Here is a 20,782-nt window from a genome sequence, read left to right on the forward strand (position 1 = left end):
TGTTTCTTATTAGGGCGATATGTGGATTATTCCTTGGTGAGCACAAGCTCTAGCTGTACGCCAAGTTCATTTTGCGTATCGAGAAGAACGGTATGCGGATTCGTCAGGCCGAAATCGGCGAAGGTTACGGTCGTTTTACCGGAAACAAGCAGCTGTCCGCCCTTGTACATCGCCTCTGAAGCGAAGGTAACCGCTTTTTCCACTCCTTTAACCGTAAGCTTTCCGCTCATTTCAAATGGAACGGCCTTTCCTTCCTCCCATTCCTTAGGCAGTCCGCTAAAGCTCTCCGCCTTAAAGGTCGCCTGTGGGTAAGTTTCGACGGCCAGGAAGCGCGCGTCCTTAACATGTCCGTCGCGCTGGCCGTTGCCCGAGCTAAGCGCGCTCATGTCGACAATGCCTTCCCCGGACATCGCAGCGGCATCGTCCAGATTTACATTCCATTTTCCTTCTACGGCTTCGTTGACGAAATTAACGGTTTCTTTGGACGTCGTCACAGACCAGTATACTTTGGACGCATCCGCGAGGACCCAGCTTCCGTTGACCAATTGGGAATTGATAACGGAGCTTGCCTGTGCGGTACCGGATGGTGCGGCCGCACCGTTGGCGGCTGCAGAGCTTTGCGTTTGCGCTGATGCCAATGCCGATTCGATTTCGATGTTATTCCCCATGTACTTGTCCATTGCAAAATATGCGGTAACCCCGCCGGCAATAATAATTCCTCCAGCCAGCATCATTAACGTTTTTTTATTCATGATTTCCCTCCATCATTTCATGTCTTTAGCGTCGGCCACGCTATTTAAAGGCTGTGCGCCCAGCCGATTTATAGCTTTATCATACGATTTGATTGTGTCAGGAAGATGTCAAACGAAAATGGACGGACTGTGCTAAAATGTGTGGTGTAGCGAAGCGAACAAGCGGAACAACGGACATGGAGGGAGCGGCATGAAGACGGTCTTAATCGCCGAGGATGAAGAGGCGATCTCACGTGTGCTTTCCGCCTACTTATCGAAGGCGGGTTATACACCGGTAAGGGCTGCGAACGGGAACCAAGCGCTGGAGCTGTTTAAACAGTCGACACCTGCTCTTGTTTTGCTGGATATTATGATGCCGGGCATGGACGGTTTTGAGCTGCTGTACAAAATACGAGAGCTGAGCAGCTGTCCTGTAATTATGCTGACGGCTCGTGATGAAATTGAAAATCGGCTCGCCGGATTAAACGGAGGGGCCGACGATTATATGTCGAAGCCGTTTGTCCCCGAAGAGGTTGTCGCTCGGGTCAACGCGGTGCTTCGGCGTCCGGTGCAGTGGACGGACGGGAATGTAAAGCGCTGCTATGGCAGTCTACTTATCGATTACACAGCAAGGACGGTTTTGCTTAACGGGGTGGAAATCAGCTTGACTCCGCGAGATCTTTCGTTATTGCTGTTTATGGCGGAGCGGCCCCATCAAATCTACACCCGCGAGCAGCTCATTGAGTACGTGTGGGGAATGGATTACGAGGGCAGCGATCGCGCGGTGGATCTTTCGATCAAAAGGCTTCGCCAAGCCCTTTCCCATTGGCCGCCGGAAGAGGGAGAAATTCGCACATTACGGGGAACGGGGTATCAATTTTGGAGCAAATGAAGAAGCGTACGACGATGCTTTCCTACTGGACGTTTCGCTATCTTTTAATTACAAGTATTGGGCTTGCATTAATTGCATTCATTTCTTATCAATGGATTCAGCAGGAAACGATGGACAACCGCTTGCGGACTGCCGGTATGCTTGCACAGGAAATTGCCGACCGGGCAATTGGGCCGGACGGACGTTTTACGGAAGGCTCACAGCTTGGCGCTTTGATCGGCGATCGAAAACGGTTCTTTCGCCTATCCAAGGAAATGTGTGTGATGGTGATCGACAAGGATGGAAAAACCAGATTTTCCGTCCCGGATCTGACAGACGAAGAGGTCAAGCATAAGCTGAATGACGATTTAACCGAGTCGCGCAATCCGGAATTTAAAGCGGCGGTTGCCTACATTGAGGCCAATGGGGAGCGGTTTGGACGAGTCGTTGTCACACAGGCTAAATGGGAAATGACTTACATTCCGGCGGAGGATCTTCGCTTATTTGGAATTATGCTGGCCGGTTTAGCCGGCTTGAGTTGGCTTACGATTTATTTGTTATCCCGCAAGCTGACTAAGCCCATTCGGGAGATGGTAGCGGCTGCAAAGGAAATCAGCCAAGGGAAATATGACATCGCATTAAACACGGACGCAAAAGAAAGGGAAATTCATGAGCTTCTCTCTTCATTCGACCATATGGCGGGAAGATTGAAGCAGCTGGAGCACGGGCGTGCCGTCATGCTGGCGGGAGTTTCACATGAGCTGAAAACACCGGTCACTTCGATTAAAGGATTGGTTCATGCTGTCCGCGAGGATGTTGTACAAGGGCAGGAGGCGCATGAGTTTCTGGATATCGCCCTTCAGGAATCCGAGCGTCTTCAGAGGATGGTAACTGATCTGCTCGATTACAACTCGCTTTCCGCCGGTGCCGTTACGGTGAGAAGGGAGCGACTGGCCGCCGCGCCATTGATTTCGGAAATCGTCTATCAATGGCGGCTTACCAAAGGAGAGGCGCTGCCGGACGAACCGCAGCTTCTCCTGCCGCAAAGTACGTTGGAGCTTGCCGGCGATCCGCTGCGCATTCAGCAAATTGTCGTGAATTTGCTGAATAACAGCTTGTATGCGCAGAAGCCGGGTCAGCCCATCGGCATTACGGTCGAAGTGTTGGTGAATGACCATGGAAGGGTAGACATCGCCGTTTCTGACCGAGGTAAGGGAGTGCGTCAGGAGGAGCAGGAGCTTATCTTTGAGCCGTTTTATCGCGGGGCGGAGGAGCAGAGCAGATCCCGCGGCTTAGGGCTCGGTCTTCCGTTCAGCCGAAGGCTGGCGCAAGCGATGGGAGGAGAGCTTCGGCTTGATCGCAGCTCCGCAGAGGCTGGAAGCCGCTTTGTTCTCACGCTTCCCGTTTGGACGGAGGAAACGTTGGTCTAACATCGTTCAGAGAAGTTAAAAACATGCCTATTGAGCACAGCCTCAATGGGCTTTTTTCCATCCTATGGTATGGGGGACAGCTCGGTCTAAAATACGATTTAGCGTATGTTTATGGGGTGCCTAAAAAATCTCTATCATGGAATGTGTCGAAATGTGTTACTCTATTGTAGGTATTCATTTCCATTGACTATAGGAGAAAAGGGTGAGTTGTTGTGCAATCTGATGAAATTCGCGTAGACGAACGGCCACCGTTGTTGAAGAGCTTGCCGCTCAGTCTTCAGCACTTATTTGCCATGTTCGGGTCGACCGTCCTCGTACCGGTGCTGTTCAAGGTAGATCCGGCCACCATTCTGTTAATGAACGGGATCGGTACACTGCTGTACTTGTTCATATGCAGAGGAAAGATACCGGCTTATCTCGGATCAAGCTTTGCTTTCTTGTCGCCGGTTTTTGCCGTGCTGAACGCCAATATGCCTTACGAGGCCGCGCTCGGCGGTTTTATTATTACGGGTGCGATCTTTATGATCGTTGCCGGTATTATTCGCGTGGCCGGAACGAAGTGGCTGGATGTCGTGTTTCCTCCGGCAGCGATGGGGGCTATCGTAGCGGTTATCGGCTTGGAGCTGGTCCCCGTTGCGGCACGTATGGCGGGATACATAAGGCCGACTGATTTTGTCGGGGACTGGAGTCCGGACGGCAGGGCGGTGTTCGTTTCGACGGCGACGCTGCTCATTACGATCATCGGTTCAGTGATGTTCCGCGGTTTTATGAAAATCATCCCGATCCTCATCGGGTTTTTATCCGGATATTTGCTGGCGTATTGGACAGGTCTTGTAAACTTCCAAAAGGTCGCGGAAGCGGATTTTATCGCGGCCCCAACCTTCTATGCGCCCCAGTTCGACCCGACGGCGATCGCAATTATCGCTCCGGCTGCTTTGGTGGTCATTGCCGAGCATATCGGACACTTGATCGTAACGGGCAATATCGTAGGTAAAAATTTAAGCAAGGACCCGGGGCTGGACCGCTCCTTATTCGGCAACGGGATTTCCACCGTCATTTCGGGCTTTGTCGGCTCGACGCCCAATACGACTTACGGTGAAAATATCGGGGTAATGGCCATAACGCGCGTGTATTCGGTATGGGTTATCGGCGGCGCGGCGGTCATTGCCATTATCCTCGCGTTTGTCGGAAAGCTGGCTGCGGTCATTTCCGTCATTCCCGATCCGGTAATCGGCGGTGTCTCGCTGCTGCTGTTCGGGGTTATCGCAGCATCGGGCATTCGCATGCTGGTTGAGACGAAGGTGGATTATTCGAAGCCAACGAACCTGATTTTGACGACGGTCGTGCTTGTAATCGGAATTAGCGGGGCAACCGTCAAATTTGAATATCTTTCGTTAAGCGGGATGGCGCTTGCTACGGTGATCGCAATCATTCTCAGCTTATTCTTTAAGCTCCTTGAAGTGCTTCGTTTGTCCAATGACAGCTAATTAAGGATGTACCTAAAAAGCTGCTCCTGACCTTGTAGAACAGCCCTGGCATCAGGCCGCTGTTCTACTGTCGGGAAGCAGCTTTTTTACTGCATCTATACCTTCAAGTCTGCGTGCTCGAGCTGCCGCGTCTCCACTTGAATGGTTGTGTGCTGGATATTAAAAACATCCTCGATACGGCGGATCGCTTTTTGCAAAATGAGCTGGCTGTCTTCGGCGTTTTCGATGACGACGTGACAGCTCAGGGAATCCAGACCGGAGGTGATCGTCCAAACGTGAAGATCATGCACCTCAACAACGCCGTCGATGGCGAGCAGCGTTTGTTCCACTTCTGCAGCATTGACAGTCACAGGGGTGCCTTCCATTAGAATGTGAATGGCATGCTTGATGACTCCCCAAGCGCCTTTGAGAATGAGCAATGCGACGATGACGCTGATCAGCGGATCCGCCCAGTACCATTGAAACAAAAGCATAAGCAGTCCCGCCACAATGGCTCCGACAGAGCCGAGCGCATCACCGATAATGTGCAGGTAGGCGCTTCGCACATTAATGTTGCCCTCCACGTCGCTTTGCCGCATGAGCACCCATGCGCTTATTAGGTTTGCCAGAAGTCCGATGGACGCAATCAGCATCATCGATCCGCTTGCGACAACAGGCGGTTCTTGAAAACGTTCATAAGCTTCGCGGACGATAAACCCGGCAATGACAAATAAAGTGACTCCATTAAATAGTGCTGCTAATATTTCAAACCGATAATAGCCGTACGTTTTGCTTGGAGATGCTGCTCTCGCTGCAAACGAGAGGGCGACAAGGCTGAGTGCCAGAGACCCGGCATCGCTGAGCATATGGGCGGAGTCGCTTAAGAGTGCAAGACTGGACGTTAGAAGGCCGCCGAAAAACTCCAGCAGCATGATGCCGCTTGTGATAAGCAGCGCGATGCTTAGACCTTTTTTATTGTTTGGGCCATGGTGGTGGTGGCCGTGCCCATGCGAATGGCTGTGCCCATGTCCGTGGTGATGTTGCCCATGCCCATGCGAATGGTTGTGCCCATGCCCGTTGTGATCAGATCCATGCGCATGTGTATGCTGCTCTTCATGGTTGTGATCGTGGCCATGATCGTGATTTGTGTGTTTCATGCGAACCTCTCCTTATTTTGCTAGTGTGCCGCTTCTGAATTCAATACATACCTAAATCAAAACAATTACTGTTAATATATGAGTATATATTCATATGTTTTTCTGACTTCATCATAACCGATACTAAGCTGGAATTTCAAGGATTTTTTGAACAACACTCCTCGGATTAGGTATAATACAAGGAAAAGCCGTATAAAAAATGGGGCGAGCCACGATGGACAAATGTGAAACACATTGCGAAGGAACGATCGCAGAAAATATTTCGGAGATCCGAAATCAAATGATTTCAGAGGATAAAGCGGTTGAAATGGCCGATATTTTTAAAGCACTGGGTGACCCTACACGTGTGAAGCTCATCCATGCACTCATTCAAAGGGAGCTTTGCGTTCATGATCTTACGGTCATTCTAGATATGGGGCAATCTGCGGTTTCGCATCAGCTGCGATATTTGCGGAATCTACGGATTGTAAAGCGCAGGAAGGAAGGGAAGACCGTTTTCTATTCCATTGACGATCATCATGTTGAGGAAATCTTCATGCAAACCTTGCAGCATATCAAGCATGAATAAAGCAGCTATGGTCTTGTCAAAAATTATCTCATTTACGAATATATAATTGATGTTATACTGATATTAACTAGTAAAATGATCCTAAAGAGGCCGCGTAGGGGGTCCTGACATGCTTTCATCAAAAACATCTAGAATGAATGAATCGATGCTCGATATTTTAAGCTTGAGAAATCGAACGATTGCCAATAATATTGCCAATGCGGAAACTCCTTATTACAAAGCGCAATCGGTTGTTTTTCAGGACGAGCTTCGCCGGCAGCTTTCGAAAGATAACGGGCGTTCGCTTGCTTTGAAGAAAACGAATGAAAAGCATCTGCCGATGAAAAGCGATCCGTCGGCCATTCCATATCAGGTTGTGGAAAACCAAAGCACGGTGATGAACAACAACTTGAACAATGTCGATATCGAGTTCGAAATGTCCAATTTGGCGAAAAACCAGCTGGCCTATAATGTGGTCGCGGAACGTGTAGGCAAGCATTATACCCGAATAAAAACGCTGCTTACGGATTTAAAATAATCGTACCTAGGTTCACAAATCAACAACAACACTTCAGTGCGGCTGTAGGCCGGGCGACTGAAGTGTTGTTTTTTTGTTATCTATTATTATCCTTTGACGGAGCCGACCAATGCGCCCTTGGCGAAATATTTTTGTAGAAATGGGTATATGATCAGGATCGGAATCGTCGAAATAACGATGACAGCCATCTTAATGGTTTGCTCCGGCGGCTTCACGAAATCGTCTCCCAGTCCGGCGGAGTCGCCCTGGAACTGGCTGGCTACGATAACGATTTGCCGCAGCAGCACCTGAACCGGCCATTTGGCAGGGTCGTTTAAATAAATGATCGCGTTAAAAAATGAATTCCAATAGTTGACGGCATAAAAAAGGGAAACCGTGGCTATGGCAGGCATCGACAACGGAATGACGATGCGGAACAGGATGCCAAGGTCATTGCAGCCGTCGATTTTGGCCGATTCCTCGATGCCGTCGGGCAAATTCATAAAGAACGTACGCATAATGATCAGGTTAAAGGCGTTCACAGCCGTGGGCAGGATTAAAGCCAGGTAGGAATCGATCAAGCCCATATTTTTCACGACGAAGAAGGTAGGGATAAGTCCGCCGTTAAACAGCAGCGTGAAGACGACCATAAACATCATCACGCGGCGCCCGTCCATATCCCGGCGTGTCAGCCCATACGCCATTAAACAGGTCAGAACCATGCTGATCAGCGTTCCGCCCACCGTGATCCCTACGGATACCCCTAACGAACGAAAAATCGTGTCGGTAGACAATACATACTGGTATGCCTTGAGGCTGAACTCCGTCGGAATGAGGACGAAGGGCTTGAGAGCCAGCTCCTCTACGGTCGCAAAGGAAGCCATAACCACATGCATCAGCGGGAGGAAGGTAATCAATGTAATGAGCAGCAGCAAAAGCAGGTTGCAAAGATCAAAGATTCTGCCGCTTATCGTTTTATCATGAAACATAGGTAACCCTCCAAACTTCCGAATCAGAATATTTGCCTATTGTTTAGTAGATGCCTTCCTCGCCAAATTTTTTGGCCAGCTTATTGCAGGCCATTACGAGGAACAAAGCGACGAACGACTTGAAGAAGCCGACAGCGGTACTAAAGCTGAACTGCCCCTGCTTAAGCCCCATGGTATATACATACGTGTCGATAATTTCGGCCACATTCCGGTTCATGGAGTTCAGCAGCAAATACACATGCTCAAAGCTGAGGTCAAGCACATCGCCTACACGTAAAATGAGCAGTACGATGATGACGCTGCGGATCGACGGCAGTGTAATATGCCAAATTTGCCGGAAACGGCCGGCGCCGTCCATTTTGGCTGCCTCGTAGAGGCCGGGATCAATCGATGCAATGGCTGCCAAGTAAATGATGGTACCCCAGCCGGCTTCCTTCCATACGATCTGTCCGATATACATCGGATAAAACCATTCGGAGCTGAGCAGGAAATTAATTTTGGAAAAGCCAAAGTACGCGATGAGCTGATTAATGATCCCCCCGTCCATCGTCAGCATAACGAAGGAAATGGATACGACGATAACCCAGGATAAAAAATGCGGGATATACAGGATCGACTGCATGATGCGTTTGAGGAAGCCACTGGCTACTTCATTCAGCATGACGGCCAGGATGATCGGCACAGGAAAGAAAAACGTGATGTTATAGACAAACAGCAGCAGCGTATTTCGGAATATTTTCCAAAACTCGGGATCGGTAAACAACGTGTGAAAATGCTTCAGCCCGACCCACTCGCTGCCGAGAATGCCCTTGAACGGCTGATAGTCTTGGAAAGCAATGATAAGTCCAAACATGGGAATATAACGAAAGATGATAAAATACAGCATCCCCGGTATGACCATCAGGTACATGTAGCGGTTGCGGATCAATCGTCTAAAAAACGCGCTTTTCGCCGGAGGGTTCGATGGTAAACGAGCTTCGGCTACCGTGTGGTTCATCGGTTCGCACTCCTTTTCCGTATTGTATTTTCTGTGGTGCGGACAGCGGCAGGGGAAAGAGGCAGCATATACCCAGCAATCCCCCCTGCTGTACCGCTAAAATTCGGCCGAGCTGTCGCTATCTACTTCGAGCTTTGGTACTGCGCATTAAATTCCTCGATAATTTTCGCTCCGCCATCCTTCTCCCAGCGCTTGATTTGGTCCTCGAAGCCATTTTCGTCAATGGAACCAAGAATGAAGTTGTAGGTTGCGTCCTTAATAATTTCCTGCAGCCTTTGGCCGCGCTCAATATAGGTTTGGGAGCTGAGCGAGAAGGTCGGATCCTGAATGCCGAAGGAGATCGCTTCTTGCGCGAGAACCTCCGCTTTTTCCCGTGCTTCGGTAGAGAATTGGGCTGGAGTAACATTCGTTGTATCAGCCAGTGCGATCGTGGTGTAGGCGCGCTGTTCTTTATCCTTTAATGATCCGTCGGTGGATACAACCACTTTTCCGTTTTGCAGCGTGTAATGCTCGCCCTCGATGCCATAGCGCAGCAGGTTTGCAAATTCCGGCGACCAGAACTTATCGAAGAAGCCCAGGATTTGCTTCATTTCCTCTTCTGTTTTTACCGCTGTCTTCGGGAACACAACCATGGTGCCGAAGCCTGGCAGCGCCCAAGTGGAATGCTTGCTGTTGAAAGGGCTCGTAATTTTGTTGGTCACATCGAATACGGCATCTTTAATATTTTTCGTAGTGCGCTCCGTCATCGACTCGACGTCAGGCATAGAGCCGATGTACATGCCGGCGCGGCCCGTGTACATCATATTTTGCTGGTCCGTTTTGCTCGTAACCGGGAAGTCTTGATTCATTAGACCTTCATCGCGAAGCTTTTTCAAAAACTTCATCGTTTCCATATAGCCCGGGGTCATAAATTCTGGTACGAGCTTACCATCGACCTCGCCCCAGCCATTCGGTGTTCCAAAATACGAGCTAAGCGTCTTAAAGGAGCCGTAAACGAGATCGCTGCGGTCGACAAGGCCTAGTGTTTTACCGCCGCCGCCCAGATCGGCTTCTTTGAATTTCTTGAGCATGTTGTAAATGTCGTCGGTTGTTTTCGGCTCCTGAAGTCCGAGCTTATCCGCCCAATCCTTACGATAAATAATTCCTTGGCGGGTAAGTGGGCGCTCTTGATACAGGGAATAAATTTTTCCTTCAATCGAAATGTTCTTTAAGGTATCGGGGTTTAGCTTGCTCAGATGCGGGTATTCCTTCAGATAAGGACCAACCTCCCAAAACTGCCCGCTTTTCAACGCATCGCGCAGCTGGGTGAAGGCGCCTCCATTTTTTAAGAAGGCGGCCTGCGGAAGGGAGCCGGTTGCAAAGGCTGCTTGGAACTTTTCCTCATAGGCGCCGTCCGGCACCCATTGGATCTCGATATCGGTTCCTGTTTTTTGCTCAAGAATTTTCTCGATTTTGTCCGAAGGAATTTCCGGCGTACTCAGGTTTGCCATGATGGTAATCTTTTTTAGTGTTTGAGTTTGTCCCGCCTCTCCGGTGGAAGCCGCGTTGGATGTAGCAGGGGCGGCGGTTTCTTTTCCGCAAGCGCCTAGTACGCTGACGGTAAGCATGGCTGCTGCACATAACAGGCTCGTTTTGGCGATCGTCTTTCTTTTTGTACTCATAGGTTGACCTCCGTTTTTGTGTTTTGGTGAATCTGCTTGCATCATATCTCACACCATTCGTGACAGGAACAATCCGCAGCTCGCCCGTGGCGCTGGATGAGGGCGATGTGAGCTAAAGATTATAGTTGGAATACACGCCAGTAAAATGCCCCTTTCCGGGAATGGACGATGGTGTTCAATTTGCAATTTTCGAGACTCGATCTATTCCGATGGTTGCTGGTATAATAGGTACTTGACGAATGAAAGAGTTCTATGACTATCCGACAGGATGGTTTCCATTCATAACGATGATCTAGCAAAGGTAAAGTAGAAGGGAAAAGGGGCGGAGAATAAAAATGTTGAAAACACTTGAAGGTAAACGGATTGTCCTTGCGGGCTCCAGAAAGCTTGAGGAATTATCGGCCATGATTGAAAAAAGAGGGGGAATCCCGATCGTTCGTTCTCTCCAAGGCTTGATGACTCTCGCCGAATCGGATATTGAAGCAGAGCTGAGGGTGTTTACAGAACAAGGGGCGGATTGGTCGATTTTTACGACCGGGACTGGATTGGAAGCACTTTTAGGTCAAACGGACCGATTGGGACTGCGCGAAGCCTTCCTGCAAAAAGTGGAGCAGTCGAAGGTGGGTGTTAGGGGTTATAAAACTTACGGTCTACTGAAAAATTTACATATACAAACCCATGCGGTTGATGAAGACGGGACGACAAAAGGATTAATTGATGCGCTCGCCTCGCATGATTTTAGCGGCAAACGTGTATTCGTACAACTGCATGGAGAGCCGGTTCCCGAGCTTGTGGATTTTCTTGAAAAGAAGCATGCAATCGTGCAGCAGCTATTACCCTATCGTCATGTTCCTCCGGCTGAAGAGGTCGTATTGCAGGTTTGCCGAGAGATCGAGGAAGGTGCAGTCGATGCCATATGCTTTACGACGGGGGTGCAGGTGCGGTATTTATTCGATTTTGCGAAGCAAAGCGGACGATCGGAAACGATCCGGGCAAGCTTTAACAGCAAAATCGCAGCGGTAGCTGTAGGGAGAGTGACGGCCGAGGCCTTGAAAGCGGAAGGAATAACGAACATCCTTACTCCGGAAAGCGAACGAATGGGAGCCATGGTGGTCGAGCTTGGCGCTTTTTTTAGCGGGCAAGAATAAATGGAGGAAATCAAGATGCCTGCGTCGGTGCTGGCATCGGACAAATCATAGAGCAGCAAAAAAGCAGGAGGCATTTTGTCCTCCCGCTTTTTTTAGTGAAGCTTCTTTACGCGTTTATACAAATTTTGACTTTGGCAATTTTCCGCTCATCCGCTTCTTCAACAAAGAACTTGGCCCCGCCTACTTCGACGACAGGGTTTTCCCCGTTTACCGGAATTCTGCCAAGCTGCCCGATTAAAAAGCCGCTTAACGTATCGAATTCCTCATAAGGCAGATCAATGGCAAGATACTCACGGAGGGTGCGTAAATTGATTAGCCCCTTCACAAGATAGGTGCTCTCATCAATTTGATCCAGCTCTTTTTCCTCTTCGTCATGCTCGTCAAAGATGTTACCGACAATTTCTTCAATGACATCCTCTATCGTTACAATGCCGGCGGTGCCGCCGTACTCGTCGATCGCGACCGCGATATGGACTTTATTTACTTGTAATTCTTTAAATAAGATATCGATCTTCTTAGAAGTCGGAATCAGGTACGGCTCACGAATGATACTTCGAATATCGAAATCCGCTTCTTGATGATTTTCAATGACACTGAATAGGTCTTTGACATGCAGAATGCCGACAATCTGGTCGATACTGCCCTCGTATACAGGGAATCTAGTATATTTTTCTTCATTAACTAATTTAGCCACTTGCTTTAACGGAAGCTCTACCGGGATCCCGATGACGTTGCTGCGATGCGTCATGATATCGCTGACGGTTTTATTATCAAATTCAAAGATATTATTAATCATCAGCTTTTCGTTTGCTTGGATCGTCCCGTTCTCGTTGCCGACATCTACCATCATTCGGATTTCTTCTTCGGTTATCTGCTCCTTATTCTCATCGGGGTTTACGCCCGCCAAACGAACAAGAACATTGGTGGAAAGGGTAAGCAGCTTAACAAAAGGGGCAGAAACCTTTAACAAAATCGTTAGCGGCGTAACCGCGAACATGGCAATGGGCTCCGCTTTCTGCATAGCAATCCGCTTCGGTACGAGTTCCCCCAAAACAAGGGTGAAATAGGACAGCAAAAGTGTAATGAGAACCACAGAAATGGTTTCCAATAACGGAAGGGCTAAAGGCACACCCGCTGAGTGTAAGAAGGCTGCCAGTCTACCGGCAAAGCTCTCGGCCGCAAAGGCACTGGCTAAAAATCCTGCAAGTGTAATGCCGATTTGAATTGTGGCTAAAAAGCGGCTCGGCTCGCTCAGAAGATTTTGCAATAATTTCGCTTTTTTATGTCCGCTCTCTGCCATGGCCTTAACTTTGTTGTCATTCAAAGATATTAAGGCAATTTCGGAAGCGGCAAAAAATGCATTGAGCACAATGAGAACAAGTAAGATCAAAATTTCGGTTAGCAATGAATTCTTCCTCCATCATTTTGTAATAAGTGCATCCTCTTGGGGTTACGAATGATGTGTGAAGATTTATTGCCGTCTATGAAATCTTGTTACTCTGCCTGTAATGGGGCTTTCAAGAACCCATTGGCTCCAACTATTGCCCGGTTCCCCCGGCTCATCGTCCATGTCGCTCGTCACCTCTTGAATATAAAGATTACTGATAATTATACAAGAAACGGCGAGTTATGTCTAAACCCTGTTATGAGGCATTCTGCTTCCGATATTCGGTTTCGAGCTCTGATATGATGATGGCGCCGCCTTTGCTTTTCCACGCTTCGATTTCCTGCAAAAATCGCTTCCGATCGAGTTTACCTAAGATGTAGTGATAAGTTGCATTGATAATGATTTCCTGCAGCTCTTCTCCTTTCATATCAAAGGTCGGAGAGGAGAGGGATGCGGCGGGGTCCTTCACGAGCAGGTTTTTGTTGTCCTCCGCCATCTGAAGAGCTTTGAGCATGATCGGCTGCTGCTCCTTCCAGGAATCGGGATCGCTGTATCTACGCAGCGCAAGGGAGCGAAGCGGAGAGGCAGCTGGGTTACCGGAAGGCAGATTTTCTAGAGATGTGTCTTCAAGCCCATAATGAAGCAGGCGCGACGTTTCGTTCTCCAGGCTCCGGTCCCAAAAAGACAGAGCCCGCTGCAAATCCTCCACCGCTGGCAATTCTTTTTTAGAAAAGATAAAGAATCCGCTGTAGCTGGCGTCCGCCCAGGTTTGGTATCCCCCCGGCCCAAAAATCCGGTTGAGCAGCGCCAGCTCCGCCTTCGGCTGAAGACGCTGCATTTCCTGATGAAGGGATGGGGCATCCGCTAAGCTGCCGATATAAACACCAGCCCTGCCTTCAATCATCATATAGCGCTGCACCTGCTCACTCGCCACGGCGAGGTCGTTATTCACGAGCCCCTCCGCATACAGCCTTCTCATATAATCCATAGCATCCCAATACGGCTTGGTCTCGAATTCCGGGATGAATCGGCCATTTTCAACAGCCCAGCGATTGGGAGCGCCAAAGTACGAGGATAACGTTTTAAAGGCTCCGTAGGTTAAGTCGCTGCGGTCAGCGAGTCCGGTCGTATTATGTTCGCCATCCCCATCGGGATCGTCGTATGTAAAGGCGCGAAGCACGGTGTAAAGCTCATCCAATGTGGAAGGCACCTCAAGCTGGAGGTTGTCCAACCAATCCTTGCGGATCATAATTCCATGAGGGGCAGGAGGCTGCTCTATGGGCAATCCGTATATTTTTGCTTGATATGAGCTTTCTTGAAGTAGGTTTGTGTTCAGCTTTGAAAGATTAGGGTAGGACTTTAGGAAGGGTCCAATCTCCCAAAACTGGCCCGACTGAATGAGATTTTTCACATATAAAAAGTCGGATCTCGGAATATAGGTGACTTCTTTAAATTTGTTTGTTTCAAGCAGACTGACGATATGCTCGCGGTACAGATTTGAGGGAACCCACTCCAGATGAACGCGTGTGCCGGTTGCCTGCTCAAGCGCTTGCAGCAGCTCCGGCGTTGGAGGCTTTGGCTGCATAAGGGGCAGCGTGATATGCACTGCGGGCAAAATCTCCTGCACGTGGATTTGGGGCTGCTGCTTGTGCAAACTGCAAGCGCTTAACAAAAGGATGATCGCAAAACATGCCGTAAGGAGATATAACCGGGATGAACTTATACTCTTCGTGCTTTCGAAACGTTTCAAGCTGCTCCCTCCTTGCCAGAAATCTTACCACTTCTATCCTTAGGTGATAAGAGGAAAAGACAGAATTTATGAATCATATGATCTAATGATCATTGTTGGAATTCCCTGCCATTGGTACGATAAGGCAATAAATAGAGCCATTCTTGGCAAGGGGTCCGATGGAGATGAGGAAAAACAGTTATTTTACGAAGCTAATCCTTTTTGGCCTGCTATTATGTACATTGCCTGTGATTTTGTCAGGAATATTTTCCTATTATCAATCCTCGAAGGAGATTCAGAAGCAGGTCAACAAAAGCCAAATGCAGCTTTTAACGCAAATGAACTCCAATGTGGAGCAAACGCTGCAGACGGTTTATCATTCGTTCAACCAATTGGTAAATTCGACGGTGATGTCCCGGGTAATCAGTGAGAGACTGACGTCAACCGATTTTATTTTATATAACGACTTGCGAAAAGAAATTCAAAATACGCAGTCCATGTATACGAAGATCGAAGATATTGTGGTCGTTAATTTCGAGCAGAACTGGATTATTAAAAATTCAGGCTTCACTAGGCTGGACCGATATTTGCATCGTTCCCAGCTTAGCAACCAAATGATGCTGCCGCGAACCACCTCTTGGGTGATGAATCCATCGATGTGGTTTTACAGCGAGGAAAAAACGAATGCGGCGGGCTGTCCGTACACAATCAGTCTGGTAAAAAAGCTGCCGGATCAAAAGCTGGAAAAGGCTGCGCTGGTGTATGCCAACCTATCGACCTGTACGATTGGGGAAATCATTAACTTCGTACCGAGAGAATCCGAGACGGTCATGATTTTGGACGATCAGGAACGGATTCTGTATCACACCATTCCGGGCTTAATCGGAAAGCATGCGATTAATACCGGCTTTATCAAAGGGCCCTTGAGCCTTTCGGATGCTTCCGGACAGTTTCAGGTATCGGTTGACGGTATAGAGTACACGGCTTCGTATATGCGGTCGTCGTTTAATAATTGGGTGTATTTATCCTTCATTTCCATCGACAGCCTGACCAGTGACGCGAAAGCAATCGGAACCTATACGCTGTTGTTTTGCGCTTTTCTTGCAGTAGTTTTTATCGCAATCGCATGGGCGGGCTCGAGAAAAATGTACGATCCGGTCAAACGGCTGCTTGTGCAAATGAATAACAAGGATGTGCCGGACTATCCTCGGAGCAATGAATTTGACCTGATCAGCGAGCGGCTCCACGATTTGTTCCGCACCCAAACCAAGCTGGAACGGGAGGCGAGGCAGTATTTACAGCAGGCCAGTCACTATTTCCTCATCAAAATATATCAGGGAAAGCTTAGGCGCAGCGAGATGGAGGAGAAGCTGGTGCTGTACGGCTTTGACCGGAAATTATCCGGCTGGCGTATCCTCACCGTGCTTACGCTTCAAATCGATACGCTTGGGAATACCAGCTACGATAAGGAGGATAAAGATCTTCTGCTTTTTGCGGTAAGCAATATGTTCGAGGAGCTATTGCCAGAGCATCAGCAGCTCCCGCCGGTTTCGATTGACCAGACGCTTGTGATCCTGGTCGGGGGAGAGGAACAATCGGAGGCTGATTTTCACAGTGATATGTATACGCTTACAGAATCGATCCAAAAAAGAGTGCTGCAGGTGCTTGGACTGCAGATCAGTATCGGGATCAGCTTGCCCTTTGAGGATTTGAAAGCTGCTTCCGTGGCTTATCGGGAGGGGCTGGAGGCGTTAAAGCACCGCATTCATTTGGGAGCTCAAGTCATTGTTCCTTATGCGAATGTGAACGAAGGCAAGCATCATATTCACTTGGATTATCCGTCATTAACGGAAGGCGAGCTGTTCGATGCAATCGTTTTGGCGGATGAGGAGACAGCGGCTCTGCTCTTCAAGCGATTTCTCGAGCTGGTGTTTAAGCATGAAATGAGCCCTCAGGAGGTTCAGGTCGTCATGCTTCGCTTCTTTAACAATATTTTAGTGATGATGCAGGAATCCGGCATTGCTTTGCATCAACTCGGCTCAGCTAAAGGCTCGCTGTATGAAGATTTGGGGAGTCTTCATATGGCCGCGGAAATCGAGGAATGGTTTTGGACGAATAGAATTCAGCCGCTCATCCAGATTTTTAAAGCACGTCAAAACTCCCAATACCAGAGCATTTCCGAAAAAATAATCAATATGATTCATGAAAGCTATGATTCGGAAATCACGATTGAAATGTGCGCGGCAAGGCTTCATTACAATGCGAATTATTTGAGCGGCGTCTTCCGGAAGGAAACCAATTCCACGTTTAGCGAGTATTTAAGCAGCTACCGGTTTTATATGGCAAAAAAATGGCTGGCGGAAACCGACATGACGATCCGGGAAATCGCGGAGCGGCTGCAGTACTTGAATTCGCAAAACTTTATTCGTTTTTTCAAGAGGCAGGAGGGGGTTACGCCGGGACAATACCGCGAATCTTGTAGAATAAATAGGCATGCCAAATAAGACTTATCGGATGCTCTTCCATGTGTTAAGATCAGGGGACACACTTCAAGGCTAATGCAAAGGAGAGCGTTTCCTTATGAATATAAAAATACCGGTGCGGGAGTACGTTAGGCTGCTGCATCGCTATCTGAGACCTCAGTGGAAATCGATGGCGGGCTTGACCCTGCTGCTGCTTGCAGGGATTGTAACGCAGCTGGTCAGTCCGCAAATCATTCGTTATTTTATCGACTCTGCTGAACAGGCGACTCCATTAGAGGCCTTGCTTGGAGCAGGAGCCTTGTTTATTGTCGTATCGCTGTTAAACCAGGTGGTTGTTATCGCCGCAACGTATATCGGAGAAAATGTCGGCTGGATCGCAACGAATCAGCTGCGGGGCGACTTGGCCGAGCATTGTCTTCGTCTCGATATGTCGTTCCACAAAGCTCAAACCTCAGGCTCGCTCATTGAGCGTGTGGATGGGGACATCAATTCGCTGGCGAATTTCTTTTCGAATTTTATGATCGTCTTGTTCAGCAATGCCCTGCTCATGATTGGCATCATCGTTTTGTTATTTAGGGAAAATGTACTGATCGGGCTTAGTATGCTGCTGTTTGTCGCGTTCGCGCTGGCTGCGTTTCAGTATATTCGTAAGCTGGCCGCCCCGCATTGGTCGAGGACGCGGCAGATCAGCGCCGAATTTTACGGCTTTCTTGGGGAGCATCTGGAGGGCACGGAGGATACGCGGGCGAATGGGGCGACCGGTTATGTAATGCATCGCTTCTATGCCATGCTGCGCCGCTGGCTGCCCATCCGCTTGAAGGCGTTTATGGGCTGGGCGGCGATGTGGAATACCAGCTTGTTCGTGTTTGCGCTTGGAAATGCTGTCGCCTTCGGAATTAGCGCCTACTTGTGGAAGCAGGGTGCGTTAACGATGGGGACGGTGTATATGATTTTCTTCTATACGGAGCTGCTGGCTAAGCCGATCGAGCGGATCCGTACGCAGCTGGAGGATTTCCAGAAGGCGGAGGCGAGCATCCGCCGGGTGCAGGAGCTGCTGCATACGCAGCCGGCCATCCCGGAAGGTCGCGGAGCTCCGCTGCCGGACGGGCCGCTTGCGGTCGAATTCGACCGGGTTACGTTCGGCTATGAGGAAGGCAGTACGAACCTGGACGGGGTGACGTTCCGCCTGGAAAAGGGCAAGGTGCTTGGTCTGCTCGGGCGGACAGGGAGCGGGAAGACGACGCTGTCCCGGCTGCTGATGCGCTTTTACGACGTGACGGGGGGATCGATTCGCTTGGACGGCGTAGATATCCGTGACCCTTACGTGAAGGAGCTGCGGCGCCGAATCGGGCTGGTAACGCAAACGATTGAAATTTTTGAGGGCAGCGTGCGCGACAATCTAACGTTCTATGATGACTCGATTACAGACGAGCAAATTCATATGGTATTGCGGGAGCTGGGGCTGGACCGCTGGGCGCAATCGCTTCCGGATGGGCTGGAGACACGGCTTGAATCGGGAGGCGGCGGGTTATCGGCGGGCGAAGCGCAGCTGCTGGCATTTGCGCGGGTGTTTTTGTCCGATCCCGGACTCATCATTATGGATGAAGCATCGTCAAGGCTGGATCCAGCGACAGAGCAGCTGATCGAGCAGGCGATCACGAAGCTGCTGGCGGGGCGGACGTGCATCATTATCGCCCATCGGCTGGGCACCGTTCAGCGGGCTGATGAAATCTTGATCCTGGAGGACGGCCGCATGATCGAATATGGTGATCGGGCGGCGTTAGCCGCGGATCGAGGCTCGCGCTTCAGCCGGATGCTGACAGCCGGGTTAGAGGAGGTGCTGGCATGAGCATGGCGGCGTTTCTTTGGAGGCTTGTGCGGTACCGCCCGGTGCTGTATACGCTCAACATTACCGCTTGGAGCTTGATTTATTTGGCGCCAATTCTGCCGGGTCTGGTGACCAAGCAGTTTTTCGATTATTTATCAGGCAGCTCTCCGTATGAATTCGGCGTTTGGACCATTGTGTCGCTGCTTATGGCGGCGGCGCTGCTTCGCATGACCTTGATTGTGGGCGGCTTTATAACAGATATTCAGTACCGCTTCCGCGTCGGGGGACTGCTGCGCCGGAACCTCCTGCACCATGTGCTGCAGGAGCCGGGAGCAAGGGCGATTCCTGTTTCGCCCGGGGAGGCGATCAGCCAATTCCGTGACGATGTGGATCAGGTGGAAGAAACGATCAGCTGGTCGGTGGACGGCTTCGGGATGGCGGCCTTTGCCCTTGTATCCTTCTTTATTCTCGTCCAAATCGATGCTTCGCTCACGTTCTGGGTGTTCGTTCCGCTTGTGCTCGTGGTTTCGGCGGCCCAGCTGTCGACGGCGCTGCTGCAAAAAACGCGCGCGGCCGCACGGGAAGCGACGAGCCAAGTGACCGGGGCGATCAGCGAAATGTTCAGCACGGTACAGGCGATCCAGGTGGCGGGGGCCGAAGAGCGTGTCATTCGCAAGTTTCGCGAGCTCGGCGATGCCCGCCGGAAATCGATGCTCAAGGATAAGGTGCTGACCCAGCTGCTCGATTCGGTATTTGCCAACACGGTGAACTTTGGCACAGGTCTCATCCTGATTTTAGCTGCGGAGTCGATGAAGAGCGGCGAGTTTACCGTGGGTGACTTTGCGCTGTTTGTATATTACCTGACTTTCGTAACGTCTTTTATCCAAAACTTCGGAAAGTTTGTTACTTATTATAAGCAGTGTGTCGTTTCGCTGGACCGGCTTAAGGGACTGCTGCAGGGGAAGCCGGCCGACAAGCTGGTCGAGCCGAATCCGCTGTATTTGCGCGGCAGCTTGCCGGAGCAAGGGCCGCCGGCACACGGTCAAGCAGAGCAGCTGCAGCTGCTCGAGGCGGAGGGCTTAACCTATCGGTACCCGCTGTCGGGCCGCGGGATCGAAAACATTCGCTTGCGGCTGGAGCGGCATTCGTTCACGGTGGTAACGGGCCGCATCGGGTCGGGTAAGACGACCCTTGTGCGCACGCTGCTCGGCCTGCTTCCGCTGGAGCAGGGGGAGATTCGCTGGAACGGGAAGCGGGTCGACGATCCCGGCAGCTTCTTTATTCCGCCGAACAGTGCGTATACGGCGCAAATTCCGCGGCTGTACAGCGATACGCTGCGGCAAAATATTTTGCTCGGCATGGCGGAGCAGCCGGAGCAGCTGGAGCAAGCGATACGCTCGGCGGTGCTCGAGAGCGATATCGGGAAGCTGCCGGCGGGGCTGGAGACGGTGATCGGCCCGCGCGGCGTGAAGCTTTCCGGCGGCCAGGCGCAGCGTACGGCTGCCGCCCGCATGTTTGTACGCGATGCGGAGCTGCTCGTATTCGACGATTTATCCAGTGCGCTGGATGTGGAAACCGAGCAGCGGCTGTGGGAGCGCCTGTTTGCGCGGCGTAAAGCAACGTGCCTGGTCGTGTCCCATCGCAAGGCGGCCTTTGAACGCGCGGATCATATTATTGTTCTTAAGGATGGATGGATCGAGGCGGAAGGCTCGCTTGAGGTGCTGCTCCAAACGAGCGAGGAAATGCGTCGTTTGTGGAGCGGGGATGCGGTAGAGGATGAGCCTAAGGTGCAGCCTTAATAGGCGCGGTGTAATAATTACCGATGGGCAAATATTTCCTGG

General features: G+C 50.2%; 16 protein-coding genes. 9 read left to right on the forward strand and 7 right to left on the reverse strand.

From position 1 onward, the window contains the following. Positions 1-26: 26 nt before the first annotated feature. Positions 27-752, reverse strand: coding sequence for a YceI family protein (locus GQS10_RS18605; protein ID WP_166245030.1), 726 nt, complete (start codon positions 750-752; stop codon positions 27-29). 190 nt (positions 753-942) lie between these two features. On the opposite strand from GQS10_RS18605, the gene GQS10_RS18610 reads away from it, so the two are divergent. The 3 genes from GQS10_RS18610 to uraA all read left to right on the forward strand — a co-directional run bounded on the left by GQS10_RS18610 (position 943) and on the right by uraA (position 4,519). Further along, on the forward strand, positions 943-1,623 hold the full coding sequence (locus tag GQS10_RS18610) for a response regulator transcription factor (protein WP_166245032.1): 681 nt from the start codon (positions 943-945) through the stop codon (positions 1,621-1,623). After that, positions 1,620-3,032, forward strand: coding sequence for a HAMP domain-containing sensor histidine kinase (locus GQS10_RS18615; protein ID WP_243735268.1), 1,413 nt, complete (start codon positions 1,620-1,622; stop codon positions 3,030-3,032). The genes GQS10_RS18610 and GQS10_RS18615 overlap by 4 nt, the downstream gene beginning before the upstream one ends. Before the next feature lie 212 nt (positions 3,033-3,244). Then, on the forward strand, positions 3,245-4,519 hold the full coding sequence (uraA, locus tag GQS10_RS18620) for a uracil permease (protein WP_166245036.1): 1,275 nt from the start codon (positions 3,245-3,247) through the stop codon (positions 4,517-4,519). 95 nt (positions 4,520-4,614) lie between these two features. On the opposite strand, the gene GQS10_RS18625 is transcribed toward uraA, so the two are convergent. Then, positions 4,615-5,655, reverse strand: coding sequence for a cation diffusion facilitator family transporter (locus tag GQS10_RS18625; protein WP_166245038.1), 1,041 nt, complete (start codon positions 5,653-5,655; stop codon positions 4,615-4,617). Between the two features lie 214 nt (positions 5,656-5,869). Between GQS10_RS18625 and GQS10_RS18630 the strand changes: the two genes are divergently transcribed. Together GQS10_RS18630 and flgB are read left to right on the forward strand one after the other, a co-directional pair. Further along, positions 5,870-6,223 (forward strand): ArsR/SmtB family transcription factor, encoded by a 354-nt coding sequence (locus GQS10_RS18630; RefSeq protein ID WP_424991805.1) that lies wholly within the window; start codon positions 5,870-5,872, stop codon positions 6,221-6,223. Positions 6,224-6,332: 109 nt separating this feature from the next. After that, complete coding sequence (flgB, locus tag GQS10_RS18635) at positions 6,333-6,740, forward strand: flagellar basal body rod protein FlgB (RefSeq protein WP_166245042.1); 408 nt, start codon at positions 6,333-6,335, stop codon at positions 6,738-6,740. Between the two features lie 86 nt (positions 6,741-6,826). Here flgB and GQS10_RS18640 read toward each other — a convergent pair whose 3' ends face one another. From GQS10_RS18640 to GQS10_RS18650, 3 genes are all read right to left on the reverse strand, one after another. Next, the gene (locus tag GQS10_RS18640) at positions 6,827-7,708 is read right to left on the reverse strand and encodes a carbohydrate ABC transporter permease (protein ID WP_166245044.1); all 882 of its coding nucleotides are present in this window, start codon (positions 7,706-7,708) and stop codon (positions 6,827-6,829) included. Positions 7,709-7,751: 43 nt separating this feature from the next. Next, on the reverse strand, positions 7,752-8,705 hold the full coding sequence (locus tag GQS10_RS18645; RefSeq protein ID WP_166245046.1) for an ABC transporter permease: 954 nt from the start codon (positions 8,703-8,705) through the stop codon (positions 7,752-7,754). Between the two features lie 122 nt (positions 8,706-8,827). Next, entirely contained in the window at positions 8,828-10,366 is a 1,539-nt protein-coding gene (locus GQS10_RS18650; RefSeq protein WP_166245048.1) for an extracellular solute-binding protein, read from the reverse strand. Between the two features lie 335 nt (positions 10,367-10,701). Here GQS10_RS18650 and GQS10_RS18655 point away from each other — a divergent pair, with 335 nt between their 5' ends. Further along, a complete protein-coding gene (locus GQS10_RS18655; RefSeq protein WP_166245050.1) occupies positions 10,702-11,514 on the forward strand; it encodes a uroporphyrinogen-III synthase in 813 nt (270 codons plus the stop codon). 106 nt (positions 11,515-11,620) lie between these two features. On the opposite strand, the gene GQS10_RS18660 is transcribed toward GQS10_RS18655, so the two are convergent. Both GQS10_RS18660 and GQS10_RS18665 read right to left on the reverse strand, forming a co-directional pair. Continuing rightward, a complete protein-coding gene (locus GQS10_RS18660) occupies positions 11,621-12,919 on the reverse strand; it encodes a hemolysin family protein (RefSeq protein WP_166245052.1) in 1,299 nt (432 codons plus the stop codon). 238 nt (positions 12,920-13,157) lie between these two features. Beyond that, complete coding sequence (locus GQS10_RS18665) at positions 13,158-14,651, reverse strand: extracellular solute-binding protein (RefSeq protein WP_166245054.1); 1,494 nt, start codon at positions 14,649-14,651, stop codon at positions 13,158-13,160. 227 nt (positions 14,652-14,878) lie between these two features. On the opposite strand from GQS10_RS18665, the gene GQS10_RS18670 reads away from it, so the two are divergent. From GQS10_RS18670 to GQS10_RS18680, 3 genes are all read left to right on the forward strand, one after another. Beyond that, entirely contained in the window at positions 14,879-17,134 is a 2,256-nt protein-coding gene (locus GQS10_RS18670) for a helix-turn-helix domain-containing protein (protein WP_341805099.1), read from the forward strand. Between the two features lie 76 nt (positions 17,135-17,210). Further along, positions 17,211-18,962 (forward strand): ABC transporter ATP-binding protein, encoded by a 1,752-nt coding sequence (locus GQS10_RS18675; RefSeq protein ID WP_166245058.1) that lies wholly within the window; start codon positions 17,211-17,213, stop codon positions 18,960-18,962. Next, positions 18,959-20,740, forward strand: a complete 1,782-nt coding sequence (locus tag GQS10_RS18680) for an ABC transporter ATP-binding protein (protein WP_166245060.1) — start codon at positions 18,959-18,961, stop codon at positions 20,738-20,740. The genes GQS10_RS18675 and GQS10_RS18680 overlap by 4 nt, the downstream gene beginning before the upstream one ends. Positions 20,741-20,782: the final 42 nt, after the last annotated feature.

Origin of the sequence: Paenibacillus turpanensis, from assembly GCF_011421635.1 — a bacterium.
Taxonomy (GTDB): domain Bacteria; phylum Bacillota; class Bacilli; order Paenibacillales; family YIM-B00363; genus Paenibacillus_AK; species Paenibacillus_AK turpanensis.

Coding starts and splice junctions, on each gene's coding strand:
- GQS10_RS18605 (WP_166245030.1), bottom strand. CDS start 752: ATGAATAAAAAAACGTTAATGATGCTGGCTGGAGGAATTATTATTGCC.
- GQS10_RS18610 (WP_166245032.1), top strand. CDS start 943: ATGAAGACGGTCTTAATCGCCGAGGATGAAGAGGCGATCTCACGTGTG.
- GQS10_RS18615 (WP_243735268.1), top strand. CDS start 1,620: ATGAAGAAGCGTACGACGATGCTTTCCTACTGGACGTTTCGCTATCTT.
- GQS10_RS18625 (WP_166245038.1), bottom strand. CDS start 5,655: ATGAAACACACAAATCACGATCATGGCCACGATCACAACCATGAAGAG.
- GQS10_RS18630 (WP_424991805.1), top strand. CDS start 5,870: ATGGACAAATGTGAAACACATTGCGAAGGAACGATCGCAGAAAATATT.
- flgB (WP_166245042.1), top strand. CDS start 6,333: ATGCTTTCATCAAAAACATCTAGAATGAATGAATCGATGCTCGATATT.
- GQS10_RS18640 (WP_166245044.1), bottom strand. CDS start 7,708: ATGTTTCATGATAAAACGATAAGCGGCAGAATCTTTGATCTTTGCAAC.
- GQS10_RS18645 (WP_166245046.1), bottom strand. CDS start 8,705: ATGAACCACACGGTAGCCGAAGCTCGTTTACCATCGAACCCTCCGGCG.
- GQS10_RS18650 (WP_166245048.1), bottom strand. CDS start 10,366: ATGAGTACAAAAAGAAAGACGATCGCCAAAACGAGCCTGTTATGTGCA.
- GQS10_RS18655 (WP_166245050.1), top strand. CDS start 10,702: ATGTTGAAAACACTTGAAGGTAAACGGATTGTCCTTGCGGGCTCCAGA.
- GQS10_RS18675 (WP_166245058.1), top strand. CDS start 17,211: ATGAATATAAAAATACCGGTGCGGGAGTACGTTAGGCTGCTGCATCGC.
- GQS10_RS18680 (WP_166245060.1), top strand. CDS start 18,959: ATGAGCATGGCGGCGTTTCTTTGGAGGCTTGTGCGGTACCGCCCGGTG.